Source organism: Mesorhizobium sp. WSM4898 (genome assembly GCF_029625845.1).
Classification (GTDB): Bacteria; Pseudomonadota; Alphaproteobacteria; order Rhizobiales; family Rhizobiaceae; genus Mesorhizobium.
Genome location: NZ_JARTVQ010000001.1, coordinates 572,021 through 596,870, shown reverse-complemented (window position 1 = coordinate 596,870; position 24,850 = coordinate 572,021). Strand labels below are relative to the sequence as shown.

20 protein-coding genes are annotated in these 24,850 nt (G+C 65.2%); 4 read left to right on the top strand and 16 right to left on the bottom strand.

Annotated elements, in window-relative coordinates:
* Nucleotides 1-137: 137 nt before the first annotated feature.
* A complete protein-coding gene (gene deoC, locus P9228_RS03025; RefSeq protein WP_095782195.1) occupies nt 138-1,187 on the bottom strand; it encodes a deoxyribose-phosphate aldolase in 1,050 nt (349 codons plus the stop codon).
* 140 nt (nt 1,188-1,327) lie between these two features.
* Nucleotides 1,328-2,155: a ferredoxin--NADP reductase gene (locus tag P9228_RS03020; RefSeq protein WP_278052335.1), complete on the bottom strand. Its 828-nt coding sequence runs from the start codon at nt 2,153-2,155 to the stop codon at nt 1,328-1,330.
* A gap of 219 nt (nt 2,156-2,374) precedes the next feature.
* On the opposite strand from P9228_RS03020, the gene P9228_RS03015 reads away from it, so the two are divergent.
* On the top strand, nt 2,375-4,447 hold the full coding sequence (locus P9228_RS03015; RefSeq protein ID WP_278052333.1) for a hydantoinase/oxoprolinase family protein: 2,073 nt from the start codon (nt 2,375-2,377) through the stop codon (nt 4,445-4,447).
* A 2-nt stretch (nt 4,448-4,449) separates the two neighbouring features.
* Complete coding sequence (locus P9228_RS03010) at nt 4,450-6,156, top strand: hydantoinase B/oxoprolinase family protein (protein ID WP_278052331.1); 1,707 nt, start codon at nt 4,450-4,452, stop codon at nt 6,154-6,156.
* Here the strand turns inward: P9228_RS03010 and P9228_RS03005 are convergent, their stop codons facing one another.
* From P9228_RS03005 to P9228_RS02980, 6 genes are read right to left on the bottom strand one after another with little or no spacing between them, the layout of a single operon-like run.
* Nucleotides 6,157-6,618, bottom strand: a complete 462-nt coding sequence (locus tag P9228_RS03005; RefSeq protein ID WP_095825566.1) for a MarR family transcriptional regulator — start codon at nt 6,616-6,618, stop codon at nt 6,157-6,159. It abuts the gene before it with no gap.
* A complete protein-coding gene (locus P9228_RS03000; protein WP_278052329.1) occupies nt 6,615-7,199 on the bottom strand; it encodes an amino acid synthesis family protein in 585 nt (194 codons plus the stop codon). Before P9228_RS03000 ends, P9228_RS03005 begins: the two co-directional genes overlap by 4 nt.
* Nucleotides 7,192-8,073, bottom strand: a complete 882-nt coding sequence (locus tag P9228_RS02995; protein ID WP_278052328.1) for a UPF0280 family protein — start codon at nt 8,071-8,073, stop codon at nt 7,192-7,194. The genes P9228_RS03000 and P9228_RS02995 overlap by 8 nt, the downstream gene beginning before the upstream one ends.
* A complete protein-coding gene (locus tag P9228_RS02990) occupies nt 8,073-9,614 on the bottom strand; it encodes a 6-hydroxynicotinate reductase (RefSeq protein ID WP_278052327.1) in 1,542 nt (513 codons plus the stop codon). Before P9228_RS02990 ends, P9228_RS02995 begins: the two co-directional genes overlap by 1 nt.
* Nucleotides 9,611-12,364, bottom strand: coding sequence for a molybdopterin-dependent oxidoreductase (locus P9228_RS02985; protein ID WP_278052326.1), 2,754 nt, complete (start codon nt 12,362-12,364; stop codon nt 9,611-9,613). The genes P9228_RS02990 and P9228_RS02985 overlap by 4 nt, the downstream gene beginning before the upstream one ends.
* A complete protein-coding gene (locus P9228_RS02980) occupies nt 12,361-13,218 on the bottom strand; it encodes a xanthine dehydrogenase family protein subunit M (protein WP_127403795.1) in 858 nt (285 codons plus the stop codon). The genes P9228_RS02985 and P9228_RS02980 overlap by 4 nt, the downstream gene beginning before the upstream one ends.
* Before the next feature lie 224 nt (nt 13,219-13,442).
* Between P9228_RS02980 and pncA the strand changes: the two genes are divergently transcribed.
* Nucleotides 13,443-14,057 (top strand): bifunctional nicotinamidase/pyrazinamidase, encoded by a 615-nt coding sequence (gene pncA / locus P9228_RS02975; protein WP_095776932.1) that lies wholly within the window; start codon nt 13,443-13,445, stop codon nt 14,055-14,057.
* Nucleotides 14,058-14,115: 58 nt separating this feature from the next.
* The gene (locus P9228_RS02970; protein WP_066996202.1) at nt 14,116-15,516 is read left to right on the top strand and encodes a sodium:proton antiporter; all 1,401 of its coding nucleotides are present in this window, start codon (nt 14,116-14,118) and stop codon (nt 15,514-15,516) included.
* 90 nt (nt 15,517-15,606) lie between these two features.
* Here P9228_RS02970 and P9228_RS02965 read toward each other — a convergent pair whose 3' ends face one another.
* The 8 genes from P9228_RS02965 to gcvA all read right to left on the bottom strand — a co-directional run bounded on the left by P9228_RS02965 (nt 15,607) and on the right by gcvA (nt 24,789).
* Nucleotides 15,607-16,335 carry an ABC transporter ATP-binding protein gene (locus P9228_RS02965; protein ID WP_095782184.1) on the bottom strand — a complete coding sequence of 243 codons (729 nt, stop codon included), beginning with the start codon at nt 16,333-16,335 and terminating at the stop codon, nt 15,607-15,609.
* Entirely contained in the window at nt 16,328-17,056 is a 729-nt protein-coding gene (locus tag P9228_RS02960) for an ABC transporter ATP-binding protein (RefSeq protein ID WP_278052324.1), read from the bottom strand. Before P9228_RS02960 ends, P9228_RS02965 begins: the two co-directional genes overlap by 8 nt.
* Nucleotides 17,053-18,015 carry a branched-chain amino acid ABC transporter permease gene (locus P9228_RS02955; protein WP_278052323.1) on the bottom strand — a complete coding sequence of 321 codons (963 nt, stop codon included), beginning with the start codon at nt 18,013-18,015 and terminating at the stop codon, nt 17,053-17,055. The genes P9228_RS02960 and P9228_RS02955 overlap by 4 nt, the downstream gene beginning before the upstream one ends.
* Nucleotides 18,012-18,893, bottom strand: a complete 882-nt coding sequence (locus P9228_RS02950; protein WP_095799109.1) for a branched-chain amino acid ABC transporter permease — start codon at nt 18,891-18,893, stop codon at nt 18,012-18,014. Before P9228_RS02950 ends, P9228_RS02955 begins: the two co-directional genes overlap by 4 nt.
* Nucleotides 18,894-19,000: 107 nt before the next feature.
* Entirely contained in the window at nt 19,001-20,305 is a 1,305-nt protein-coding gene (locus P9228_RS02945; RefSeq protein ID WP_278052319.1) for an ABC transporter substrate-binding protein, read from the bottom strand.
* Between the two features lie 258 nt (nt 20,306-20,563).
* A complete protein-coding gene (locus tag P9228_RS02940) occupies nt 20,564-22,024 on the bottom strand; it encodes a hypothetical protein (RefSeq protein WP_278052317.1) in 1,461 nt (486 codons plus the stop codon).
* 183 nt (nt 22,025-22,207) lie between these two features.
* Nucleotides 22,208-23,512 (bottom strand): nicotinate phosphoribosyltransferase, encoded by a 1,305-nt coding sequence (gene pncB / locus P9228_RS02935; protein WP_278052315.1) that lies wholly within the window; start codon nt 23,510-23,512, stop codon nt 22,208-22,210.
* A gap of 293 nt (nt 23,513-23,805) precedes the next feature.
* The gene (gene gcvA, locus P9228_RS02930) at nt 23,806-24,789 is read right to left on the bottom strand and encodes a transcriptional regulator GcvA (RefSeq protein ID WP_095776924.1); all 984 of its coding nucleotides are present in this window, start codon (nt 24,787-24,789) and stop codon (nt 23,806-23,808) included.
* Between the last annotated feature and the right edge of the window lie 61 nt (nt 24,790-24,850).

The window sequence follows — 24,850 nt, the reverse complement described above, 5'->3', positions numbered from 1 at the left end:
GGGAGGGTCGATCGGCGAAGCCGATCGGGGTGGGGGTAAATGGCTAATGGTTTGGTGCATGGATCAGGCAGATTTGTTTTTCGACCCCCACCCCGCCGCTTCGCGGCGACCCTCCCCGCAAGGGGGAGGGGGGTGGCTCACGCCATCGCGTGGCGATGGTTGGCCGAATAGTGGCCGGTCAAATGATGTTCGAGCTGGCGCTCGATGTCGGTGAGCAGGCTGGAGGCGCCGAAGCGGAACAGCTGCGGCTCGAGCCAGGGCCGGCCAAGCTCTTCCTTCATCAGCACCAGCCAGTCGAGCGAGACCTTCGCGGTGGAAATGCCGCCCGCCGGCTTGAAGCCGATCAGATAGCCGGTCTCCTCGAAATAGGCGCGGATGGCGCGCACCATGGCAAGCCCGACGGGAAGCGTGGCGTTGACGCTTTCCTTGCCGGTCGAGGTTTTTATGAAATCGGCGCCCGCCATCATCGCCACCATCGAGGCCAGCATGACGTTGCGCAGGGTGGCGAGATCGCCCGTGCCTAGGATGACCTTGAGATGGGCTTCGCCGCAGGCGGCGCGCATGGCGACGATCTCGTTGAACAGTTCGCGCCATTTGGCGCCGTAGACCAGCCCGCGCGGGATGACGACGTCGATCTCGTCGGCCCCGTCCTTCACCGAGGCCTCGATCTCCTGCAGGCGGGTCGAGAGCGGCGCAAGGCCGTGCGGGAACGCTGTGGAGACGGCCGCGACATGGATGCCTGTGCCACGCACCGCATCCACGGCCGTGGCCACGAAGGGATGGTAAACACAAACCGCCGCGGGGCGGATCGTTTCGTCGGCGATGCCGAGGCCCTCGACGATGTCCCGGCGCAGCGGATTGATCGCTTTGGCGCAGAGCCGGCGCACACGCTCGTCGGTGTCGTTGGAATTCAGCGTGGTCAGGTCCATGCAGGCGATCGCGCGCAGCAGCCAGGCGGCCTGGTTGTCGGCCTTGATCGAGCGCCGCTTGGTGAGGGTCGCGACGCGGCGCTCCAGCGCCGAGCGGTTGACGCTGCGCACGGATTCGAGGAAGCCGAGGTCCAGCTTCATGCCAGGATTGCGAGCAATGCCGTGCTCCAGCGGCATCGGCGTGTTGGCGGCGGCACGCGCCGGCAGCGGCATGATCTTGGACGCGCCTGCGCCGGCCTCGCGGATGGTGCTGCTCATCTCCTGCCCTTTCATTCAGCGACGTGCACTGAAGATAGCCCGCGAAGTTGTCCTTCACGAGTCCTTCAGTGGCTCATAGCGGAAAAAGGCGGCAAAAGCAGTAGGTTTTTGACCGCATGGTCAAAACACTAGGAGATGCCTCAGCCGACGAAGGCGCGCTCGACGACGAAGCTGGCGGGATGGCTGAGCGAGCCCTCCTCGAAGCCGAGGCTTTCGGCGAGCTCCTTGACGTCCTTCAGCATGTGCATCGAGCCGCAGATCATGATGCGGTCGGTCTCCGGATTGAGTTTGTCGATGCCGAGGTCGGAGTAAAACTTGCCCGAGCCGATCAGAGCCGTGATCCGGCCCATGCGCGCCGACTCCTCGCGGGTCGTCGAATTGTAGAGCGTGACACGCCCGCCGGTCAGCTCGCCGATCAGCGGATCGGTCTCGAGCGCAGCCACCAGTTCCTGGCCGTAGGTGAGCTCGGCGTTGTCGCGGCAGGTGTGGGTGAGGATCACCTGATCGAACTTCTCATAGGTGTCGGGGTCGCGCAGCAGGCTGGCGAAAGGCGCGATGCCGGTGCCGGTCGAGATCATGAACACGCGCTTTGCAGGCGTCAGCGCGTCGAGCACCAGCGTGCCGGTCGACTTCTGGCGCATGATGACGGTATCGCCGACCTCAATCTTCTGCAGCTCGGAGGTCAGAGGACCGTCCGGGACCTTGATCGAGAAGAATTCCAGCTCGTCGTCCCAGCCGGGGCTGGCAACGGAATAGGCGCGGAAGATCGGCTTCTCGGCATTGGGCAGACCGATCATGACGAACTCGCCGGAGCGGAAGCGCAGCGACTGCGGGCGGGTGATGCGGAACGAGAACAGGCGGTCGGTGTAATGCTTCACCGATACCACGGTCTCGGCATAGACATTGGCCGGGATCGGGAACTGCAGCGGCTTTGCGCCGGCAAGGTTCAACGCGGATGTCGTGTTCATCAACCCAACTTTCCGGCGCGGACGCGAGGCGCTGGCGCCAAACTTTCTCGTGCGCGCCCGAACGGTCAGGTTCCGACGTGCTCTCTGCACACTGCCAAGCGGTAAGCTCTTGTGTCCGGAATTTATTAGTATACAAATGATCTTCAGGTCAAGATGGCAGCGTAAAACGGCTTTCCAAACCGAGGCATATCCGTAGTCCTGGCATTTCGGGTTTCGGCAATGAATGAGAAATTTTCGGCGTCGGCGGGAAGCGTGGTTGCCGGCATCGATGTTGGGGGAACCTTCACCGATCTGCTTCTGATCGACGGCAAGGCCGGCGGCAAGGTGCACATCGCCAAGACCCCGACGACGGTGGAAAATCAGGCCTTCGGCGTGGTCGCCGCACTTGGCGCGACCGGCTTTCCGGTCGAGGGCATCGACCTCATCGTGCACGGCACGACGACCACCACAAATGCCGTGCTGGAGCGCCGGCTGGCCAGGACCGGCATGATCACGACGCGCGGCTTCCGCGACGTGATCGAGCTTGGACGGCGCACGCGGCCGCAAGCCTATGGCATGACGGGCACCTTCGTGCCGGTCATTCCGCGCGATCTGCGGCTCGAAGTTTCGGAGCGCGTCGAGGCGTCCGGCGCGGTTCGCCTGCCGCTCGACGCGGCCGAAATGCGCGATGCCGTGAAAAAGCTGCTCGACGCCGGCTGCGAGTCGCTCGTCATCCATTTCCTGCATTCCTACGCCAACCCCTCGCACGAGCGGCGCGCGGCCGAAATCGCGGCGGAGCTCTGGCCGAACGGCCACATCACGACCGGCCATGCGCTGCTTTCGGAGGCGCGCGAATTCGAACGCGGCGTGACGGCGGCGGTCAACGCCTCGGTGCAGCCGATCCTGGAGCGCTATGTCGAGCGGCTGCGCAAGGAGCTCGCGGCGAAAGGCTATGCGCGCGACTTCCTGATCATGAACGGCAATGGCGGCATGATCTCGGCCCGCTTCGTCACGCAGGAATCGGCAAAGACCGTCATGTCCGGTCCGGCTTCCGGCGTCATCGCCGCCGCTTACACGGGAAAGCGTGCCGGCTTCGCCAACTTGGTGACCTACGATATGGGCGGCACCTCGACCGACGTGGCGCTGATCCGCAACGCCGAGCCCGCGGTCTCGAACGAGATCGAGATCGAATATGCGATGCCGATCCATGTGCCGATGGTGGCGGTGCACACCGTCGGCGCCGGCGGCGGCTCGATCGCGCGCGTCGACGCCGCCGGCCTGATCCAGATCGGTCCGGAAAGCGCCGGTGCCAATCCCGGCCCGATCTGCTACGGGCGCGGCGGCACGGAACCCACCATCACGGATGCCAATCTGGTGCTCGGGCGGCTGGCGCCGAAGAAGCTGCTTGCGGTCGACAATCCGGTCACTGTCGAGCGCGTCACCGCAATCTTCGAAGACAGAATCGGCAGGCACACGGGCCTTTCCGGCGTCGAGGCGGCCGGTGCCATCTTGAGGCTCGGCAACATGAAGATGGCGGGCGCCATCCGCATGGTTTCGGTGTCGCGCGGTCACGACCCGCGCGATTTCGCGCTGTTCGCCTTCGGCGGCGCCGGCCCACTGCACGCGACGGCGCTGGCCCGAGAACTCGGCCTGCCGAAGGTAGTGGTGCCGGCACGCCCCGGCATTACCAACGCGCTCGGCTGCGTCGTCGCCGACCTCAGGCACGACTTCGTCAATACGGTCAACCAGCCGGTAGCGAGCCTCGACGAAGCAAAGCTTCGCGAGTTGTTGGAACGGCACCGAAACGAAGGCGAGGCGCTGATCGGCAAGGAAGCGGTGAAGCCCGATGCAATCCGCGTCACCCACTCCGCCGACATGCAATTCGTCGGCCAGACGCACATCATCAACGTGCCGCTGCCCTCATCCTCGGTTTCACGGGCGACGCTGCAGCAGCTGTTCGAAAAAGCCTATTTCGCGCGTTTCAAGGTCGAACTGCCGGAGATCCGCGCCAATCTCGTCAACCTCAACACCTCGGTGACGGGCGTGCGGCCGCAGATCGACCTGTCTCAGCTGATCGACCCGGCAGGACGCGCGGCGACGCTGGAGGAGGCGCGGCGCGAGATCCGGCCGGTCTGGTACAGCGGGCGCTGGCACGACACGCCGGTCTATGCGCGCGAAAGGCTGCCGCTCGACGCAGCAATCGAAGGGCCGGCGATCCTCGAGCAGATGGACGCCACCACCGTGCTTGAGCCCGGCGATCATGCGCGTTCGGACGCCGACGGCAACATCATCATCGACATCGGCGAGGCCTGACAATGGCAGTCGAAGGTGCAAAGCTCGACACGATCACGCTTTCGGTGCTGCAGGCCGCCTTGCAGCAAGTTTGCGACGAGATGGATTTGACGTTTTCCCGCGCCGCTTTCTCGCCGGTGATCGCCGAGGCCAATGACCGCTCCGACGGCATCTATTCCGCCGCCGACGGCTCGCTCATCGCGCAAGGCGGCCAGGGCCTGCCGGTATTCGTCGGCGTCATGCAGTATTCGACCAAGACGGTGATCGAGATGATCGCCGACGGGCGCTGCCTGGCCCCCGAGCCCGGCGACATCTACATCGTCAACGACCCCTATCTCGGCGGCACGCATCTGATGGACGTGCGCTTCGTCATGCCGGTCTACCGCGACGGCAAAATCTTCTGCTGGCTGTCCAACACCGGCCATTGGCCGGATATCGGCGGCGCGGTGCCTGGCGGCTTCTCGGCCTCGGCCACCGCCGTCGAACAGGAAGGTCTGCGGCTACCGCCGGTGAAGCTGTTCAAGAAAGGCCTGCTCGATCCCGAGATCTACGCCATCATCTGCTCCAACATCCGCGTCGCCGACCAGCGCATCGGCGACATCCGTGCGCAGGCTGCGGCACTGCTGATCGGCCAGGACAGGCTCAATGAAATCCTCGATCGTTACGGCGACGAAACCGTTATTGAGGCCATCGCCGAACTGCGCCGCCGCGCCGCCGAACAGATGCGCGCCTCGATCGCCGTCATCCCCGACGGCGTCTACCGCTCACAGGCTTTTGTCGATTCCGACGGCGTGGTGAACGAGCCGCTGACCATCAATCTCGCCGTCGAGAAGAAGGGCGACAGCCTGACCTTCGATTTCGCCGGCTCGTCAAAGCCCTGCGCGGGCCCGATGAACAGCGTGCTGGCGACGACGCTGTCGTCAGTCTACCTCGCCATGCGCCATATCTTCCCCGAAGTGCCGATCAGCGCCGGCGCGTTCGAGCCGCTCAATGTCAAGCGGCCGGAAGATACCTTCCTCGACGCCAAATATCCGCGGCCGGTCTCGGGCTGCGCGGCGGAGGTTTCGCAGCGCATCGCCGAGGCCGTGTTCGCGGCGATGGTGCAGGCCTTGCCGGAGAAGGTCACGGCGGCGCCCGCCGGTTCCAGCGGCAATTTCGCGCTCGGCGGCAACGACCCGGCGCGCGGCCGCGACTATGTCATGTACCAGATTTCGGGCGGCGGCTATGGCGGCAATGCGGGCCATGACGGCTTGAGCAATGGATGCTCGACCATCGGCATTTCGAAATCGCCGCCGGTCGAAATCATGGAGCAGGCGTTCCCGGTGCTCTACCGCCATTACGCGCTGCGCGAAGGCTCCGGCGGCGCCGGCAAACATCGCGGCGGCTTCGGGCTCGCCTACGAGGTCGAGATCCTGCGCGGTGAAGCCCGCGCGTCCTTCGTCATGGACCATGGCCGTTTCGGGCCGCAGGGCGCGCTTGGCGGCAGGGATGGCGCGCCAAACAGCGTGACCGTGTTCCGGGGCGGCGAAGCGCATGTGCCGCCGCATCTGTCGAAAGAGCAGGATATCGCGCTCAAGGCCGGCGACCGCGTGCGTGTCGGCACGCCCGGCGGCGGCGGCTATGGCGATCCGCGCGAGCGCGATCCGAAGCAGGTCGCCGAAGATGTCCGGCTCGGCTACTACACGGCCGAGCAGGCGCGGGAGATGTTCGGGGCCGATCCGGAGGTTTGATCAGGCCAACTTTGCCAGCAGCCGCAAGAAGGTCGCAGCCTCCTTGGCCGTGAGCGGCGCCAGCGTTTCCTCGGTGATGGTGCGCGCAAGCGGGATCAGCCGCTCGATCGCCTCGCGGCCTTCAGCCGTCAGATTGACCAGCAGCCGCCTCTTGTCCACCTCGTGCTTGGAAAGCTCGACCAGCCCGCGCGCCTTCAGCCGGTCGATGACGCCCTTTACGGTCGCGGCATCCATGGCGATCAGCGTGCCGAGCTGGTTCTGCGAGGTCTCGCCGATGTCGTAGAGCTTGGCGAGAGCGGCGAATTGCGGCGGCGTCAGATCGCCAATGTGGGAGGCGAAGATCGCCACATGGCGCTGATGCGCCTTGCGCAGGATGAAGCCGACCTGGTCCTGCAGATGGTAGTTGTTCTCGTCCAGCTCTTCGGCCTCGACCAGCCGCAGCAGATTGTCCTCGCCGCTCATCTCAAGCCGTCCCAAGCCTTGATGTCTCCGGCCGCAAGGCCGCCCATGCGGTTGTGGACGCGCGGGCCGCAGGTCATGGCGAGGCAGAACAAGATCTCGTCGAGACGCGGGCCGTCGCTGATGCCGACTTCCATCGCGTCGAAATGGCTGCGCACATAGGCAGCGTTGATGTGGCCGAGCGGAACATCGAGCCGTGCGCCGACGGCGCCGACCTTCTTCGCCGACGGCACGATCGCCTTGGCGTCGCCGAGCCGCTCGCGCATGGCGTAGCCGCCGGGCACGTGCCAGAGCGCGCCGTGCTCCAGTTCGCCGGCACTGCCGACGATGGCGCCCTTGCCGTAACCGTCGATCTTTTTCACATCGCCGCCAAGCGCGGCGATCAGCCTGTCGGAAAGCAACAGCCCGAGCGGCTTCAGGTCCTCCATCGCGCCCTGCAGGTCCTCGACATAGCGACCGGCAAACGGGTTCTTGACCACGGCGAGAGCCGCGGCGCGCAGGCGCGGCTCCTTCGCCGCTGGGCCGCCGTCGTGGAAGATCTCTTCGGTCAGCACCGCGACCTTGCGGATCGGGAATTCAGGCATGGGCAGTTTCCTTCGCTTTATGCTTGTTGGGCGCAGCGAGCGCCACGGAGCCACTGATGCGGGTTTGGCCGGCAAGGAACAGCGCCGACGCGGCGATCAGGCCGCGCCGACGAAAATCTTCGGCGACGGCAAGGCCGTTATCCAGCGCCCGGGCCGCCTCGCCGGGCGCTAGCCCGCCGACGTCCTGCGTCACCAGCCGTTCGCCGAGATCGCTGTCGGGCGAAAGGTCCCGCGCGGGCACGCGATGAACCGCTGGATGCCCAGGCAGGTCGACCGCGTTGGCAATCAGCGTCGCCGCGGCATCCGCCTCGGCGCCGGTCCGCGCCAGCACGGTTACCGCGTCGGCGATGCCCAGCGAAAAGGAGCGGCCGCGCCAGCCACTGGTGGCGACACCGCGCACGCCGTCTTCGGCGCGGATCGTGATGCGGTCGGCCATGCCGTGCCCGGTGCCGGCGATCGCCAGCGTTATCGTGCCGCCCTTGCCGAGATGAATGGCGCTGTCGCCGCCATTGTTGACGTAGGCGCGCTCGAGCCGGCGTCCGGCGAGAAGCGCGGCCAGAACTTCGTCGGCTACCGAACCGGCAACGGCGGCCATCGGCGTGATGAAGCTTTCCGCGAGCGGTGCGACCGCGGCCTCCATGCGCCGCGCGGTCGGACCTGCAAAAACGCTCGGCGTCAAAGACGCCGGACGGCGCAATTCGGGAAGCTCCTCGACCAGTTCGGTCAGGATTGTCTGGAAGCGCGCGACGGCCTGCGCGCAGGCGGCGCGGCGTTCAGCTGCATCGCCAAAGGCCTCGACGATGAGGTCGATCGGCCCGTGATTGAGATGAAGCCGCCTGCCGTCGGCGAGCCAATGCGCCTGCGGACCGTTCATCAGTCGGCCCCATTGGCCGGGGTGCGGCGCAATTGCGCCAACGGCGGCCAGGGATTGCCGGCCGGCGCGCCGGCATTGCTGCGCGGATTAAGGTACTCGCCGCCTTTGGCGAGGATATCCTCGACGCTGCGGATTTCGTTCTCATAACCGCCGAGCCGGACGTAGTCGTCGCGGCGCATGGTGAATTCGATCGGCGCGACCAGCGCCGGCGTCGGCACATAGCCGAATGCGCCTTCCGGCACGCGGGTGACATCGACCATCAGGGTGATGCCGCCGCCCGGCCAGACATAGACCGGCGCGCCGCCGACCGTGACATAGGTCTTCAGGCCCTGAACCGAGCGGGTGAGATTGACCGGGTTTTCGGTGACGCCGGCGCGCAGCGAGCCGCCGGCGCCGCCGATGAAGAGCACGGTGCACAGGGCCGGCTCGCAATTGTCCTCGATCAGGCCGACGGATTTCTGCAGCCGCTCCGGGAACGGTTTTTCGACCGGTTTCAACTGATCGTCCAGTTCGTAGTAAGCGAACTGTTCGCCCGTGGTCGAGACCATCAGCAGCGACAGGCCGGGGCGAGCACCCTTCTTGGCGTTCCAATCGCCCAGGATCGACAGCGGATCGGAGATCGTCGTGCCGCCCCAGCCGAGACCGGGCTCCGAAACCTTGAAGTAGCGGCCGGGCGTCGAGCGGCGGCCGATGATCTTTATCCCGGTATCCTCCCAGCCCAATACCTTGCCGGCCTGATGTTCCGACACGACGCCGGTGATATGGTCGTCAACCACCACAACCTCGTCGACGAGCCCGCGCCATTGCGTGGCGAACATGCCGATGGTGGCCGAACCGCAGCCGACGCGCATGCGATGCTCGATCTTGCCGTCGATGACCGGCGCCTTGCCAGCCTCGACAATGACCGTCGCACCGCCGTCGATGGTGAGCTCGACCGGCTTCCTGTTGCAGAGGTTGAGAAGCGCGTGGCAAGTCGCGCGGCCTTCAGCCTTGGAGCCGCCGGTCAAGTGATGCACGCCGCCAAGCGACAGCATCTGCGAGCCATATTCGCCAGTGGTGACGTGGCCGATCGCCTCGCCTTCCGAGCGCACAGTCGCCGTCTCGTCGCCGATGTGGCGGTCCGTATCGATCTTCACCTTGACGCCGCAATAGGAGAAGATGCCCTCGGTGACGACGGTGACGAGATCGACGCCCTCGACCTCCTGGCTGACGATGAAAGGTGCGGGCTTGTAATCCGGGTAGGTGGTGCCGGCGCCGATCGCGGTGACAAAGCGGCGGCCGGTGTTGACCAGCTCGCCACCCCACTCCTCGCCCTCGGCGACGAATGGCACGACCGCGCCGCCGGTCTCGGCCGCGTGGTCGAGGATGGTCAGGGGATCCATGCGCACGATGCGCCCGCCGACATTGCCGTAGCGGTCGCAGGCGCCGGTGCGGCCGTCGGCGATGTAGCACATCACCGGACAGGCATCGCAGCGGATCTTCTCCGCCACCTGCTTCTCACCGGGATCGTGGGTTTCGAAACGTTCGGCAAGCTCGCTCATCGGCGCGCCTCCTTTTCGCGGATCGCCGCCAGGATGCGGCTCGGCGTCGCCGGGACTTTAGTGACCAGCACGCCGGTGGCATGTCGGATGGCGTTGAGGATCGCCGGCGCGGTCGGGATCAGCACATGTTCCCCCAAACCCTTGGCGCCGAAAGGTCCTTCCGGGTCCGGAACTTCCACCAATATGTGCTCAACCGGCGGCACGTCGCCGATGGTCGGGATGAGGTAGTCGTGCAGGTTCTCGGTGCGGCCGGGGATATATTCCTCCATCAGCGCCATGCCGATGCCTTGCGCGATGCCGCCCTCGATCTGCCCCTCGACCAGTACCGGGTTGATGGCCTTGCCGACATCATGCGCGGCGGTGATCTTGAGCAGCTTCACCGTGCCCAGCTTGAGATCGACCTCAAGCTCGGCGATCTGGGCGCCATAACCATAGACGGCGTAGGGCTTGCCCTGGCCCTTGGCGTCGAGCGGCAGCGTGGGCGGATCGTAGGTCTCTTCCGCGACGAACACCAAGCCATCGGCATCGATCTTCAGTGTACGCAGATCGATGCGTCGCGTCGCATCCCCCTCGCGGATGGAGATGCTTGCGCCGTCGAGCGCGATCGTTGCTTGATCGGACACATTGGCGAAACGCAGGATCTTTTCGCGCAGCGCGCGGCCCGCCTTCTCCGCCGCCTTGCCGGTGACAAAAGTCTGGCGCGAGGCGGATGTCTTGCCGGCGTCGGGCGTGATGGCGGTGTCGGCGCTCTTCAGCCTGAACTTGTCCAGCGGCAGGCCGAGCGCATCGGCACAGATCTGGGTGATTACCGTGTTCGAGCCTTGGCCGATGTCGACGGCGCCCTGGTGGAGCACGACATCTCCGGAGGCAGAGATGCCGACCTTGATCGTCGAAGGATTGGGCAGCGAAGTGTTGCCGCAGCCATACCAGCAAGAGGCGACACCGACGCCGCGCTTGCTTGCGGTGTTGACGGCGTTGAAGGCTTCCGCCTCGCCAAGCGCGCGCGCCCAATGCGGTTGAAGCAACTCCAGGCATTCACCGATGCCCACGCCCGATTCCAGGCGCTGGCCAGTGACCGTTTCGCACCCGTTCCGAAGGCAGTTCTTTAGCCGGAAATCGAGCCGATCCATGCCAAGCTTGCCGGCGAGCTCGTCGTAGAGGGTTTCCTGCATGATGGTCGCTTGCGGCACGCCGAAGCCGCGGAAGGCGCCGGCGATCGGGCCGTTGGTGTGGATGGCCCTGCCCGTCGCCCGGTAGTGTGGCGTCTGATAGGGGCCGGAGGCATGCACCGGCACGCGGTTTGCAACCGTCGGGCCCCAGCTTGCATAGGCGCCGGTGTTGAAGTCACCCTCAAAGATCATGCCGGTGACGCGGCACTCGGAATCGGCACCGATGGTCGCCTCCATCTCGGCCGGATGACGCTTGGTGGTCGACATCATGGATTCGTTGCGCGTGTAGGCGAGTGCCGCCGGCCTGCCGGTCTTCATCGCCACAAGGCCGATCAGAGGCTGCAGCGAGACATCGAGCTTGGAGCCGAAGCCGCCGCCAGTGGCGGTCGGCACGATGCGCACCTTTTCGACCGGGAGGCCGAGCACCTTGGCCGTGTCGTCGCGATCCATGTAAGGCGCCTGCGTGCAGGCAACGACAACGAGCGTGTCGCCATCCATGTAAGCGAAGCCGGCTTCCGGCTCGATGTAGGCATGCTCGACGAAGGAAGTCTCGATGGCGCCGGAGACGGTGACAGCAGCGGCGGCAAGGGCACCGTCGGGATCGCCACGCTCGACATAGCCGGAGGTGAGCAGGTTCGCCGGGCGATGCCGGTGGATCAGCGCCGCGCCGTCGGCTTTCGCCTCGCGGGGCTGCAGCACATGCGGCAGCTCCGTCCAGGCGATCGGAAAATCCGTCAGGTCGAGGTCGAGGATGGCTTCGCGCTCGCCCGCCACCAGCGCGATCGCCTCGCCGCGAAGGCGCGCGAAACCTTCGGCAAGGGCCGGCTGATCAGCAAAGGGGCCGATGACCCCGAAGCAGTTCTTGCCCGGAATGTCGGCGGCGGTGAAGACGCCGGCAATGCCGGGATGCTCTTTGGCCCAGGCGTCGATATCTCCGAAGCTGAAACCGGCGTGATAGTAGGGCGAGCGGACGACCAGCACCGACAGCGCGTCGTCCGGAAAGGAATCGCCGCCGAATTTTTCGTCGCCGGTAACCTTTGGCACGCCGTCGAGCCGGATCGGCGAGGCGCCGACGGCGCGGCCGACCTCCGGCAGGCGACGGTCGAAACCATCCATATGCTGCGAGGCATGCATCACCGCCGCGACGATTTTCCGGTACCCCGTGCAGCGGCAGAGCACGCCGCCGAGCGCATCCTGCGTCTCGGCCTCACTCGGCGTTGGGTTGCGCTCCAGCAGCGCGGTAGCCGCCACCAGCAGCCCCGGCGTGCAGATGCCGCATTGCGCGGCGCCGTGTTCGAGAAATGAGGCCTGCAAGGCCGACAACCTGCCGTTGGCGAGGCCCTCGACCGTGATGACGGACGCGCCGGAGACCGAGGCCGTCGGCACAAGGCAGGCGCAGACGGGATTGCCGTCGACCAGCACGGTGCAGGCGCCGCAATCGCCGGCGTCGCAGCCGACCTTGGTGCCGGTCAGCCGCAACTCGTCGCGCAGAACCTGCGAGAGCCGCCGCACCGGCGGCACCGACACGCTGACAGCCGCGTCGTTGACCTCGAAGGCAATGTCGGTGCGCTCCATTGTCATGCGGCCACCTTGCCTTCGCCCAGGCTGGTCGCAGCGCACACTGCGCGGACAACGATCTCGCGCGCCGCATGCTCCCGGTATTCGGCGCTGCCGCGCACATCGGCGATTGGCGACAGTTCGTCGATCGGCGCGGACAGCACCGCATCGGCGAGCGCGGCGGTAACCGGCTGGCCGCGCAGGGCCGCCTCGACGCCGGCAAGACGACGGGCGACGGCGGAGCAGGCGCCGACAGCGATAGCAGCATCGGCGACCACGCCATCTTCGATCACGAGACGCGCCGCCGCCATGGCGATCGAGATCACGAGATAGCGCCGCGCGCCAAGCTTGACGAAGGCGGACGAGCCGACAGCCGAACGTTTCGGCACACGAATGGCGGTAACCATCTCGTCTGGCTGCAGCGCCGTGCGGCGATTGCCGAGAATGAACCCGCCAAGCGGCAGGTAGCGCGTGGCTTTCGCCGACCGCAATTCGACTTCGGCATCGACCACCTGCAGCGCCGGCACGCCGTCGGCGGCGGGCGATGCGTTGCAGAGATTACCGGCGACCGACGCGACGTTCTGGATCTGGACCGAGCCGACTTCGCACGCGGCCGCCTTCAGCGCATCGAACGCCCTGGGCAGCTTGTGGCGCACGACGTCGGTCCAGGTGGTGCGGGCGCCGATCCGCCAATAGTCGTCCGTCTCGGCGATGCCGCGCAGCGCGGCGAGACCATTGATGTCGAGAATGTTGTCGCGGAATGGTTTCGCGCCCTGCGCCGGATAGAAATCGGTGCCGCCGGCCAGAATGCGCCAGCGGTCCTCGCCAAGCAGAGCGAGCGCCTCGTCGACCGTGGTGGGTTTCGCGTAACGGATCACGCTTTGCCTTCCCAGAAAGGGGCCTTTCCGAGGGAATCTGCCGCCGTCCAGCCGGGCAAATTCATTCGTATGCAAATGATATCAACTTCGCCGCGATTGTCAAAGCGAAGTGGTCGGCCACGGCTTTGTTATACCGGTGGAGGTTGACGCAGCCGGCCATCTGGTCAAGGTTCCGTGTCCGGTCGAGTCAACTGGAGCCCAAGCCGAGGAAGAAGGGAGGCCGCATGGCCGACGAAGCGCTCATCGTCATCGACCTGCAGAACGACTTTTGCCCCGGCGGCGCGCTGGCCGTGGCCGGGGGCGACGAGATCGTGCCGCTGGTCAACGACCTGATCCGGCGGACCGATCACGTGATCCTGACGCAGGACTGGCATCCGGCCGGCCATTCGAGCTTCGCTTCCAGCCATCCAGGCAAGCAGCCCTTCGAAGCGATCGAGATGCCCTACGGGCCGCAGACGCTTTGGCCGGATCACTGCATCCAGGGCAGCCTTGGGTCCGATTTCCATTCCGGGCTCGCCTGGACCAAAGCGGAACTGGTCATCCGCAAGGGTTTCCGCACCGCGATCGACTCCTATTCGGCTTTCTTCGAGAACGACCACACGACCCCAACCGGCCTTGCCGGCTATCTCAAGGAGCGCGGCATCGACACCATCACCTTGGTCGGCCTGGCCACCGATTTCTGCGTCGCCTTCTCGGCACTCGATGCCGCCAAACAAGGTTTCAAGACGACGGTGCGGCTGGATGCCTGCCGCGGCATCGATCTCAACGGCTCGGTCGGCACGATGCTGAAACGGATGCGCGAGGCCGGGGTGGTGCTCGAAGATCACCTTTCGGACTGACCGCGCCGTGAGGCATCGAGGGGGCTTTGCGACATTGGCGAAGGTGTTGGCGGCAACCATGACGGCCGCACTCCTTCTCGCCTTTCCACAAGCGGTTTTCGCAGCCGAGGCGCATGAGCTGCCCGGCGCGGCGATGTCGCTCTGGTGGGCGCTGCCCTTTGCCGGCCTGTTGCTGTCGATCGCGACCGGGCCGCTGCTGTTCCATCATGTCTGGGAGCATCATTACGGCAAGATCGCCGCCGCGTGGGCGGCACTTGCCGTGGTCCCGCTGGCGATCGCTTTCGGCATGCCGGCGGCAAGCGAGGCGGTGCTGCACACGCTGCTCACAGAATATCTTTCCTTCATCATCCTTTTGTTCGCGCTGTTCACCATTTCGGGCGGCATCCTGGTCGCCGGCAACATCCACGGCACGCCGCTGGTCAATTCCGGCTTGCTGCTGATCGGCGCAATCCTCGCCTCGGTCATCGGCACGACGGGCGCCTCGATGATCCTGATCCGGCCGGTGCTGCGCGCCAATGACAACCGCCCGTTCAACGCGCATGTGGTGATCTTCTTCATCTTCCTGGTTTCGAACATCGGCGGCTCGCTGACCCCGCTCGGCGACCCGCCGCTCTTCGTCGGCTTCCTGCGGGGGGTCGACTTCTTCTGGACGACCGCGAACCTCTGGCGCGAGACGCTGTTCACCGGCGGGCTGGTGCTGATCATCTTCCTGGCGCTCGACATCGTGCTGCATCGCCGCGAGGGCGGCTTGCCGAAGATCAAGGACCCGACACCGGACACGAAGGTGCGCCTGCGCGGCCTCGCCAACCTGCCGCTGCTGGCCGGCGTGATCGGTGCGATCCTGCTTTCCGCCAGCTGGAAGCCGGGCATCAGCATCCCGATCCTCGGCATCGGCCTTGAACTGCAGAACCTGGTCCGCGACGCGATCATCCTGGCGCTGGCCTTTCTGTCGCTCAAAGTCTCGTACAAAAACCACAGGGAAGCGAACGGCTTCAGTTGGGGGCCCATCGCCGAGGTGGCGAAACTGTTTGCCGGCATCTTCATCTGCATCGTGCCGGTTATCGCCATCCTGAGAGCCGGGCACGATGGCGCGCTGGCGCCGCTGGTTTCGCTGGTCACCTCGGCGGACGGCCAGCCCGACGATCTCGCCTATTTCTGGCTGACCGGAGCGCTGTCGTCCTTCCTCGACAACGCGCCGACCTATCTGGTGTTCTTCGAGCTTGCCGGCGGCGACGCCAGGCACCTGATGACGGAGGCGGCCTCCACGCTCGCCGCGATCTCGGCCGGCGCCGTGTTCATGGGCGCCAACACTTATATCGGCAATGCGCCGAACTTCATGGTCTTTGCTATCGCCAGACATCGCGGCTTCAAGGTGCCGGGCTTCTTCGGCTACATGGCGTGGTCCGGCCTGGTGCTGATCCCGACGTTTTTGATCGCGGGGTTTTTGTTTTTTAGGTGAAGCGGTGCAGAGCTTTACCTCCCCTTGTGGGGAGGTCGGGCCAGGTCCGGGTGGGGCTCGGCGCCAGCTCCCGCTGCTTCGCAGTGACCTTCAACCCACGCCCACATAGCGCCGAACCGCGGAGGGGTCGGCGCGCAGTTCCTCGACATCGACGGTCTCGCGGTTGCGGCCGTTCTCGATGAATGAGATGCGGTCGGCGACCGACAGCACGGCGTCGACGCGCTGCTCGACCAGGATCGTCGAGACGCCCAGATCGCGCAGCTTCGCCACCGTCTCGCGGATCTTGGCGATCATCGACGGCATCAGCCCTTCGGTGGGTTCGTCGAGAAGAAGCACCTGCGGCTCGAGGCAGAGCGCACGCGCCATGGCAAGCATTTGCTGCTCGCCTCCGGAAAGGGTGCCGGAGCGTTGCTTCAAGCGCTCTCGCAACAGCGGGAAAAGGTCGAGGACGCGTTCCCGCGTCGCCTTGCCCTTGCCGCGGGCCATCAGGCCGATCTCGACGTTTTCCGCCACCGTCATGTCGGCGAATAATCGCCGGCCCTGCGGCACATAAGCGACGCCCGTCTTCGGCACGTCATGCGCGGCAAGCCCGGTCAGCTCCTTGCCGGCCAGTCTGATCGAACCGGCAGCGGCCGGAACCAGCCCCATGATCGCCTTCAGCGTCGTCGTCTTGCCGGCGCCGTTGCGGCCGAACAGGCAAAGCACTTCGCCCTTGTTGAGGACAAGGTCGAGCCCGTAGAGCACCTGCACCTCGCCGTAAAAACAGTCGAGGCCGGAAATGGCGAGCAGCCCGCTCTCGGTGCCGGGGAGATCAGCCATGGGTCGCTCCGAGATAGGCATCCTGCACCTCGGCATTGGCGCGGATCTGCTCGGGCGTGCCCTCAGCGAGAATCTTTCCCGAATTGAAGACGGTGATGCGGTCGGCAAGCTGCATGACCACCGGCATGTTGTGCTCGATGAGCAGCACGGTGGCATGCTTGGCGATCTCGCGCACCAGTAGGACGAAATTGTCGATCTCGCTGTCGGCCAGCCCTTGCGTCGGCTCGTCAAGGATCAACAGGCGCGGCCTCAGCGCCAGGCCCATTGCCACCTCCAGCAGGCGCTGGTGGCCGTAGGAAAGCTGGCCGGCCGGCGTGCCGGCGCGGTCGGCGAGGCCGGTGCGTTCCAGCGCCGCCATGACGCCGCTCCTCACCTGCCCCTTCGAGCGGCCGTCGGTCAGCGTGCGCTGCACCGGCAACGCGACATTGTCGTAGGCCGTGAGATTGGCGAAGACGCTGGTGATCTGGAAGGTGTAGGCAACGCCGAGGCGAACCCTTTTGTAAGCCGGCATGGTCGTGATGTCGGCGCCGTCGAAGACGATCATGCCGGAGGACGGCTGGATGCGGCCGCTGAGCAGACTGACGAAAGTTGTCTTACCGGCGCCATTGGGGCCGATGATGGCGCGGATTTCGCCCGGCATCAGCGCGAAATCGACGCCCTCGACGGCGCGCAGGCCGCCGAAACGGCGCGAAAGACCCTTGGTGGTGAGCAGCGGCATCACGGCAGCCATCCGAGCCAACGCTGGCGGACGCTGCCCAGAACGCCCTTCGGAAAGAAGAGCACCAGCAGGATGAGCGCCACGCCGACGATCAAAAGATAGGCGGAGGTGAAGCCGCTGGTGATGTCGGTGACATAATACATGAACAGCGTGCCGATGAGCGGCCCGAGAATGGTAGCGGCGCCGCCGAGCAGCACCCAGAGCAGTGGCAGGATCGAATACTGCACCGACGCGAAGCTCGATCCAATATAGCCGAACAGCAGCGCATAAGCCGCACCGGACGCGGCGCAGATGGCGCCCGAGGCAATGACGGCGGCGAGCTTGTTGGCGACGGTGTCGTAGCCCAGCATCTTCGTGCGCTCCTCATTCTCGCGAATGGCGACCAGCACGCGGCCGAAGCGGGAGCGAACGACGGCAAGCGTGATGAGCAGCACGACCGAGAACAGCGCCAGAGCGCTCATGTAGCGCACAGTCGGATTGGTCAGGTCGAGCGATGCGCCGCCGATCGCGATTATTCTCGACGGCTGCTGGATGACCAAGCCCTGGTCACCGCCGGTCCAGGCGGCGAAATAAAGGATGAGCAGATAGAACACCTGCGCGAACATCATGGTGACGATCATGAAGGCCACACCCGATGTGCGCAGCGCGAGCAGGCCGATGACCAAGGCAAGCAGGGCGCCGCAGGCAACCCCGGCGACGAAGGCTTCCGGCACGCCCCAGCCCAATTGATATACAGCCAGCCCGGCACCATAGAGGCCGGCCGAGAAGAACATGGCGTGACCGAGGCTGAGCAGGCCGACATAGCCGAAGAGCAGGTTGTAGCCCATGGCGAAGACCGCAAGCGCCATGATGCGCGCGAACAGGCCCTGATGATAATCGGGCAGGACGAAATTCAGCGCGAACAGGAGCGCGATGACGCCGATATGCAGCGCGTAGATCTTGGCCGGCGAAGCATCCTTCATCGCGCCGCCGTCCCGAACAGGCCTTGCGGCCGGAACACCAGCACCATGGCGACCACCAGCGTGGCGATGATCTTGGCCAAGGTCGGCGAGAAGAACACCGAGACGATGCCGTCGGAGAGGCCGATCAGGATGGCGGCGACCACGGTGCCGCGCAATGAGCCGAGGCCGCCGATGATAACGACGATGAAGGACAACAGCAGCGGGTCCTGCCCCATCAGGTAATGCGCCTGGCTGATCGGCACGATCAGCACCGCCGCGATTGCCGCCAGCATGGCGCCGATGGCGAACACGCCGGCATAGACGCGCTCGACCGGGATGCCGAAGGCCTGCGCCGTCTCGCGGTCATACTGGGTGGCGCGCATGATCAGGCCGATTTTCGTCCGTGTCAGCACCAGCCAGGTGATCACCAGCAGAACCGCGGAGGCGGCAATGACCGAGAGCTTGTAGCCTGAATAGCCGAACCACGGCAGCAGGATGCGGTAGTTGAAGGGCGGCTCGACCGGGCGCGCTTCCGGTCCGTAGAAGGTCAGCGCCAGCTGCTGGATGATGTAGAGCATGCCGATGGTGGCGACGATGGTGCCTTCGGGATTGTAGTTCAGCCGGCGCAGCACCAGCCATTCGGCAAGAAACGCGACCAGCCCGACCAGCAGGGGCGCGATCACCAGCGCGGCGACGAAGCCGATAGCGGGATGGCCGGAAATCGCCGTCGAGATCGCCCAGGCAAGCACGGCGCCCAGCATGAAGAACTCGCCATGCGCGACATTGACGATGCGCATGACGCCGAACACCAGCGACAGGCCAAGCGCCGTCAGCGCCAGCACGGCGGACGTGACGAGGCCTTCCAGGGCGGCGAGCAGGAGGTGGGGTCCGAAGTGCATGGGCTAGATACCGGCGGATGCGCGAGGCACCCCCCACTGCCCTGCCGGACTGTCCGGCAGGACAGAGGGGGGTGGCTTGGCGCTCACGCTCGGTGAAACGTCGAAGCTCACAGCGCTTGCGTCGTGTAATCCCCTTCCGGCTCGTAGAGGCCGTCCTCGATCTTGGTCTTGTGGACGACCTTCAGCTTGCCGCCTTCGACCTTGGAGATGTTCTGGATGCCGAAGCATTGGTGGATCTTGCCGTTAAAGGTTTTCGGACCCTGCGGATGCTCTGGCCCTTCGGCGAATTCCTTCAGCGCTTCGGTTGCCTCGACCAGCTTGGCGCGGTCTTCCGGCCCCTTGTAGGCGGCATCCTCCATCGCCTTCTTGACGACATAGAGCGTCTCCCAGCAGCCGAACATGTGGGCAGCGGTGGAGACGTCCTTGGGGTCGCCGACGGCGGCGCCATTGTCGTCGATGCCGACGGCGGCGCGATAGGCTTTCTGCGCGGCCGAGTCATCGGGCTGCGCGTAGCGCGGCGAGCCTTCCCAGAAATGGCTGCCGTCGAGGAATTCGAGGCCGGGGCTGTTGATGTCGACGGCCTCGAGGGAGTCGATGAAGCCGAAGAGCTGCGGCCTTTGCGAGCCGTAGAACTCGCCGAGTTCCTTGACGAAGGTGAGCACGGCCGGACCGACCATGACGTGGTAGATCACCTCGGTCTCGGCCGGGATCTGCGGGAAGTATTTGGTGAAGGACGACTCCGTCGGGGGGATGGCGATCTGCGCGATCACGTCGGCGCCTTGCGCCTTCAACGCCGGCGGCAGGTAGTCGCGATGGTCGTAGCCGAAGGCGAAGTCGGGGAAGATCTGCGTCACCTTCTTGCCGGCATTCGCCGCGATCCACGGCGCCATCGACTGGATCTGGCTCTTCACGTCGGTGATGCCGGGCTGGAAGACGTAGCGGTTGAGCTTGGTCGAGGCGACGTGGTGGCCTTCGCTGACCACGAAATAGGGGATCTTGTTTTCGCCGGCGGCGGGCGCCGAGCCGATCACCACATGCGAGAACAGCGTGCCGAAAACGATGTCGGTCTTATGCTGCGTGGCGAACTTGCCGACCACCTCGGCGCCGCGGGCAGGATCGGTGCCATCATCTTCGATCACCAGCTCGACCTTGCGGCCGCTGATACCGCCGGCATCGTTGATCGCCTTGACGGCGGCAGCGCTCGTCTTCTCGTACCAGCGGCCGTAGGCGGCGCCGATGCCGGTGCGGTGCGACTGGAAGCCGATCTTGATCGGCGCCGAACTCTGCGCCTGGCTGTAGCGAACGAAGCCGGGCGCGAGCGCCAGGCCGGCGCCGGCGGCGATGCCTTTCAGCGCTGTGCGGCGGGAAAGCGTGCTTTTGGAGAGGTCGAAAAATCCGTTCTTGTCAGCCATGTCCGTTCCCCTGTTTTCAGTTTTTTGACCAGCAATAAGGCGGCTCGATCCTCCGCGCTCGGAGGACGCGAAAATTGCATGTGTACAAACTAAATCACCAAAGCCGTGACGTGGCAAGCGAGCTTCCACTCCAGCGCCGCCGCGCGTCCTCTAGGGGACGCGCAAAGGACGCTGGAGCACTTTCATTTTGCGCATGATCCTTTCCGAAAATCGAACCCGATTTTCGGGGTCATGCGCGCGTCATGACGGGCCCTTGTCTCATCCCGCCGTCGGCGTAGCAAGCAGCCATAGGCCGAATATGGTGTAGGCGATCATCAGAAGCGTCAGCGGCAGCTGGCTGAGCGCCGCGCGCGACGGCTGCGGGTGGAGTCGCCAGGCTAGGCCGTGTGCGATCAAGACCGCCAGCACATGGCCGACGATGATGACGCCGGCCTGCAGGTTCCAGAGCCACCAGGCCGACTCGGCGCCGGCGACAACGCCCGCCTCGACCATCCTGTCGGCGGTGCCGAACAGGTTCCAGCCGAGCGCGAACGGGTCGGACAAAGCGACCAGCGCGTATTGGCCGTCGACGAGCAGCGCCGTGAGGTAGTGGGCGATGTGGTAGGCGAGCGCGATCGGCACGATCGACCAAACCAGGAGGCCGGCGGCTTTCTCGAACGGTTGCCCGTCGCCGGCAAAACGCTGGCCGAGTGAAACGGCAAGCGCGAACACGGCCGCCAACAAGATGAATGTCAGCACCAAGCCAAAGCTGCCGATGCCGATCAACGCGGTGCGGCCGGGAAATTCCAGCGGATTGACGCCGAACAGGCCGAGCCAGAAGAAGGTTTTGGAAAGACCGTCGAAGGATACGGACGAGAGCGCCAGCAGCAGGAACGCCGTGCCGCTTGCCGGCAGCGACGAGGCGGAAAGCAGCTTCGCACCGGGCCAGCCGAGGTGGAGCCGGCCTTTCTCGCGCTGCAAAGGCGCGAAGCGGGCGACCATGGAGAAAAAGACGGTGAGGAATTCGCCGCGCCGACTCCAGTCTCCGTAGCCGAAGACGCATATGGCGGCGAAGCTGAGCAGCCAGTAGATGCCGGCGGCGAAGGCCAGGCGCGACGGATCGTCGGGCGCGGGATCGATGAGCTCGAACCAGGCGAAGCCGAAGAACAGGACGAACGCCGGCCAGTAGCCGAGCCATTTGGGAAGGCGCGATGGCTCGGCTTCGTCAGTGCGAAGGTTGAAGACGCGAGATGCAACGCGCCAGGGGCCGTACCACGGGTTGAGCCAGGACCAGAGATCGCCGAATACCCCCTGCAGCAGCGTGAAACCGGCCCAGAGCAGCGTCCAGATCACCAGAGGCAAGGGGTTGGAGAGTGGATCACGGCTGCCGAACAGGCCGGTGGCGATGAGAAGCACGAAGCCGGCAAAGGAAAGCAAGCTGAGGACGGTGCGCGGGTGGTCGCTGACAGTGAACAAAGAGAGGCGTCGGCGCCAGAAGCGGTCAAGAGCGGCGGGCGGCAGCAGCGCCAGCGTCAGAAAGCTGACAGCCACCGCAAGCGCGCCACCAGCGATGTAGTAGCCCGTGGGAAGAAGCAGGACATGGCCGCGGTCAGAGGCGTGGGCGAAGGCGGGGGTGGGGAGGAGAGGTATGAATGAGGCCGCCATTGCGAAGGACGTATTTCGAAGCCGTCGATTTCCACCGACGTGCTCCTTCGCACCCCCCTCTGTCCTGCCGGACATCTCCCCCGCAAGGGGGGAGATCGGATGTCGCGCGCGATTTCGCCAATTTTGACCGCCGCAGAAAGAGGCAGATTGCGCGAAACTGCCAATCTCCCCCCTTGCGGGGGAGATGTCCGGCAGGACAGAGGGGGGTGGGCGGGAACTCAAGTTATCCGGTTATCCGAAATTCTATTCGAGCAGTCCTCACACCTTGACCAGCTGCTCCACCCGCCCCTTCTCGCCGAAGATGCGCAAATAGCGCTTGATCTCCTTCTCATCGCCGGTCGACTTGGCGGGGTTGTCGGAGAGCTTGACCGCCGGCCGGCCATTGGCTTCGCTGACCTTGCAGACCAGCGAGATGGCGTCGAGGCTGTTGGTCTCGGTCGGCGCGCAGCCTTCGAAATCATTGGTGAGGTTGGTGCCCCAGCCGAAGGACATGCGCACCTTGCCGCGGAAATGCTTGTAGGTCTCCTCGATTGTCTCGACCTCGAGCCCGTCGGAGAAGATGAGCAGCTTCTGTTTCGGATCCTTGCCCTTCTCGCGCCACCAGGCGAGGATCTTCTCGCCGCCTTCGATGGGCGGCGCGCTGTCGGGGCGGAAGCCGGTCCAGTCGGCGATCCAGTCCGGCGCGTCGCGCAGGAAAGCGACGGTGCCGAACGTGTCGGGCAGCACGATCAGCAGATTGCCGCCATAATAGCGTTGCCAGTCCTGCAGCACCTTGTAGGGCGCCTGCCTCAGCTCCTCAACGGAGTTGGCGAGTGCCGCAAACACCATAGGCAGTTCGTGCGCATTGGTGCCGAGCGCCTCGAGGTCGTTGTCCATGGCCAGAAGCACGTTCGACGTGCCGGTGAAAGCCTCGCCGATGCCTTCCTTCAGCGCCTCGACGCACCAGCGCTGCCACAGGAAGGAGTGGCGGCGGCGGGTGCCGAAATCGGAAATGCGGATGCCGGGCAGTGCCTTCAGCCGCTCGGTCTTGGCCCACATCTTGGCCTTGGCGCGGGCGTAGAGCACGTCGAGCGCAAACTGGCCGAAGGAGCGCATGGCGGCGCGCGAGCGCAGCTCGTTGATGATGGCGAGCGCCGGTATCTCCCACAGCGTGGTGTACATCCAGGGACCGGGGAAGGACAGTTCGTACTGGCCGTCGCGCTTGGTGAGTTCATAGTCGGGAAGGCGGAAATCCTCCAGCCAGGCGAGGAATTCCGGCTCGAAGATCTGCTTACGGCCATAGAAGGTGTTGCCGCCGAGCCAGATCATCTCCTTCTTGGTGAAGCGCAAGGTGCGAGCGTGGTCGAGCTGCTCGCGCAGTTCGCCTTCGTCGATCTCGTCGGCGAGCCGCACCGAGGTCGTGCGATTGATCAGCGTGAAGGTGGCGTCGACCTTGGGGTACATGCCCCAGATCATCTGCAGCATCAGCAGCTTGTAGAAATCGGTGTCCAGCAGGCTGCGGACGATGGGGTCCAGCTTCCAGGTGTGGTTGTAGACGCGCCGCGCTATATCGGTTCGTGCCATATCTGCTCACCCAAAAAGCGCGTCGCGCTTGCGTGATTCCAAGCGCGGCGCCTCAAGTCCCTGTTATGAAGCACTCCGGACGGAAAACCGCCGCGCAGCTCCCAGAATTGTTAACCAGCTGCGGTCTTAGCATTGTATTTTTGAAAGCGCTTCCTGCTTTGCAAGCTGGCCCGACAAAAACGAGCTATGCAAGTCCAGCGATCATGACGCTGCGCCAGAGCATTCCACCGTTGCACGGCAACCGCGAAATGCTCTTGGCTTTTTTTGACGGGAATTTCCGGACGGAAAACCGCTCACACTTTTCCTGGAATCGCTCTAGCCCCGATCACCTTGAGCGCCGGGCGCTTCCTGCGGCTCGGCACACGGCCGGCGACCGGCGCATCGGCGCGGCCCTCGTCCTGCTCCTTTTCGGCAAAGAGCCAGTCGATGAAAAGCTGGACGATCGGCGCCGAGCGCATCTCGTTGCGGCAGACGACATAGAAGTCATCGACCGCCGGCACCGACAAAGCGAAGGGCGCGACGAGCATGCCCCTGGCGAGCAGGGCGCGCGCGGTCACGGAATCGCCGAGCGCCACGCCGTGGCCGTGGACAGCGGCCTCCACCGCTATGCGCGCGTCGCCGAGGTGATGGCGGCGGCCGCGCTCCAGGTCGAGCGCGTCGGCGGCGGCCAGCCAGGTGTGCCACTCGCGGCCGTCGTCGCCATGAAGGAAAACGTGGTCAGCAAGGTCGCGCACGCTGCGGATCGGGCGGTTGTTGATCAGCGTCGGGCTGACGACCGGAAACAGCTCGAGGCCCGACCATTTGCGTATCCAGCAGTCGCTCCAGCTGCCATCGCCATAGTGCACGCAGACGTCGATGTGCGGCGCGCGGATGTCCCTGGCGTCGTTGGAGGGGATCAGCGTCAGCTGGATGTCGGGATACTGCGCGGTGAAGGAGCCGAGCCGCGGAGTCATCCACAACAAGAGCAGCGCCGGCACGCAGGACACCGACAGCACACCGGTGCTTGCGGGGCGTGTCATGCGCTGCGTCGCGGCGGCGATGCCGTCGAAGGCCGCCGAAACCGCCGGCAGGAACTCAGCGCCGTGCGGCGTCAGCTTCACGCGCTGACCCGCGCGCTGGAAAAGCTTTACGCCGAGCGATTGCTCGAGCGCCTTGATCTGGTGGCTGACCGCGCCATGCGTGACATTGAGCTCGCCCGCCGCCTTGGTCAGCGAGGCATGTCGCGCCGTCGCCTCGAAAGCGCGCAGCGGGTTCAACGGCGGCAAGCGCTTGGCCAAGGACAGCTCCCGACTTTGTGAGATTTTCTCACAGCAAAGACCCTAACAATATCAATTGATT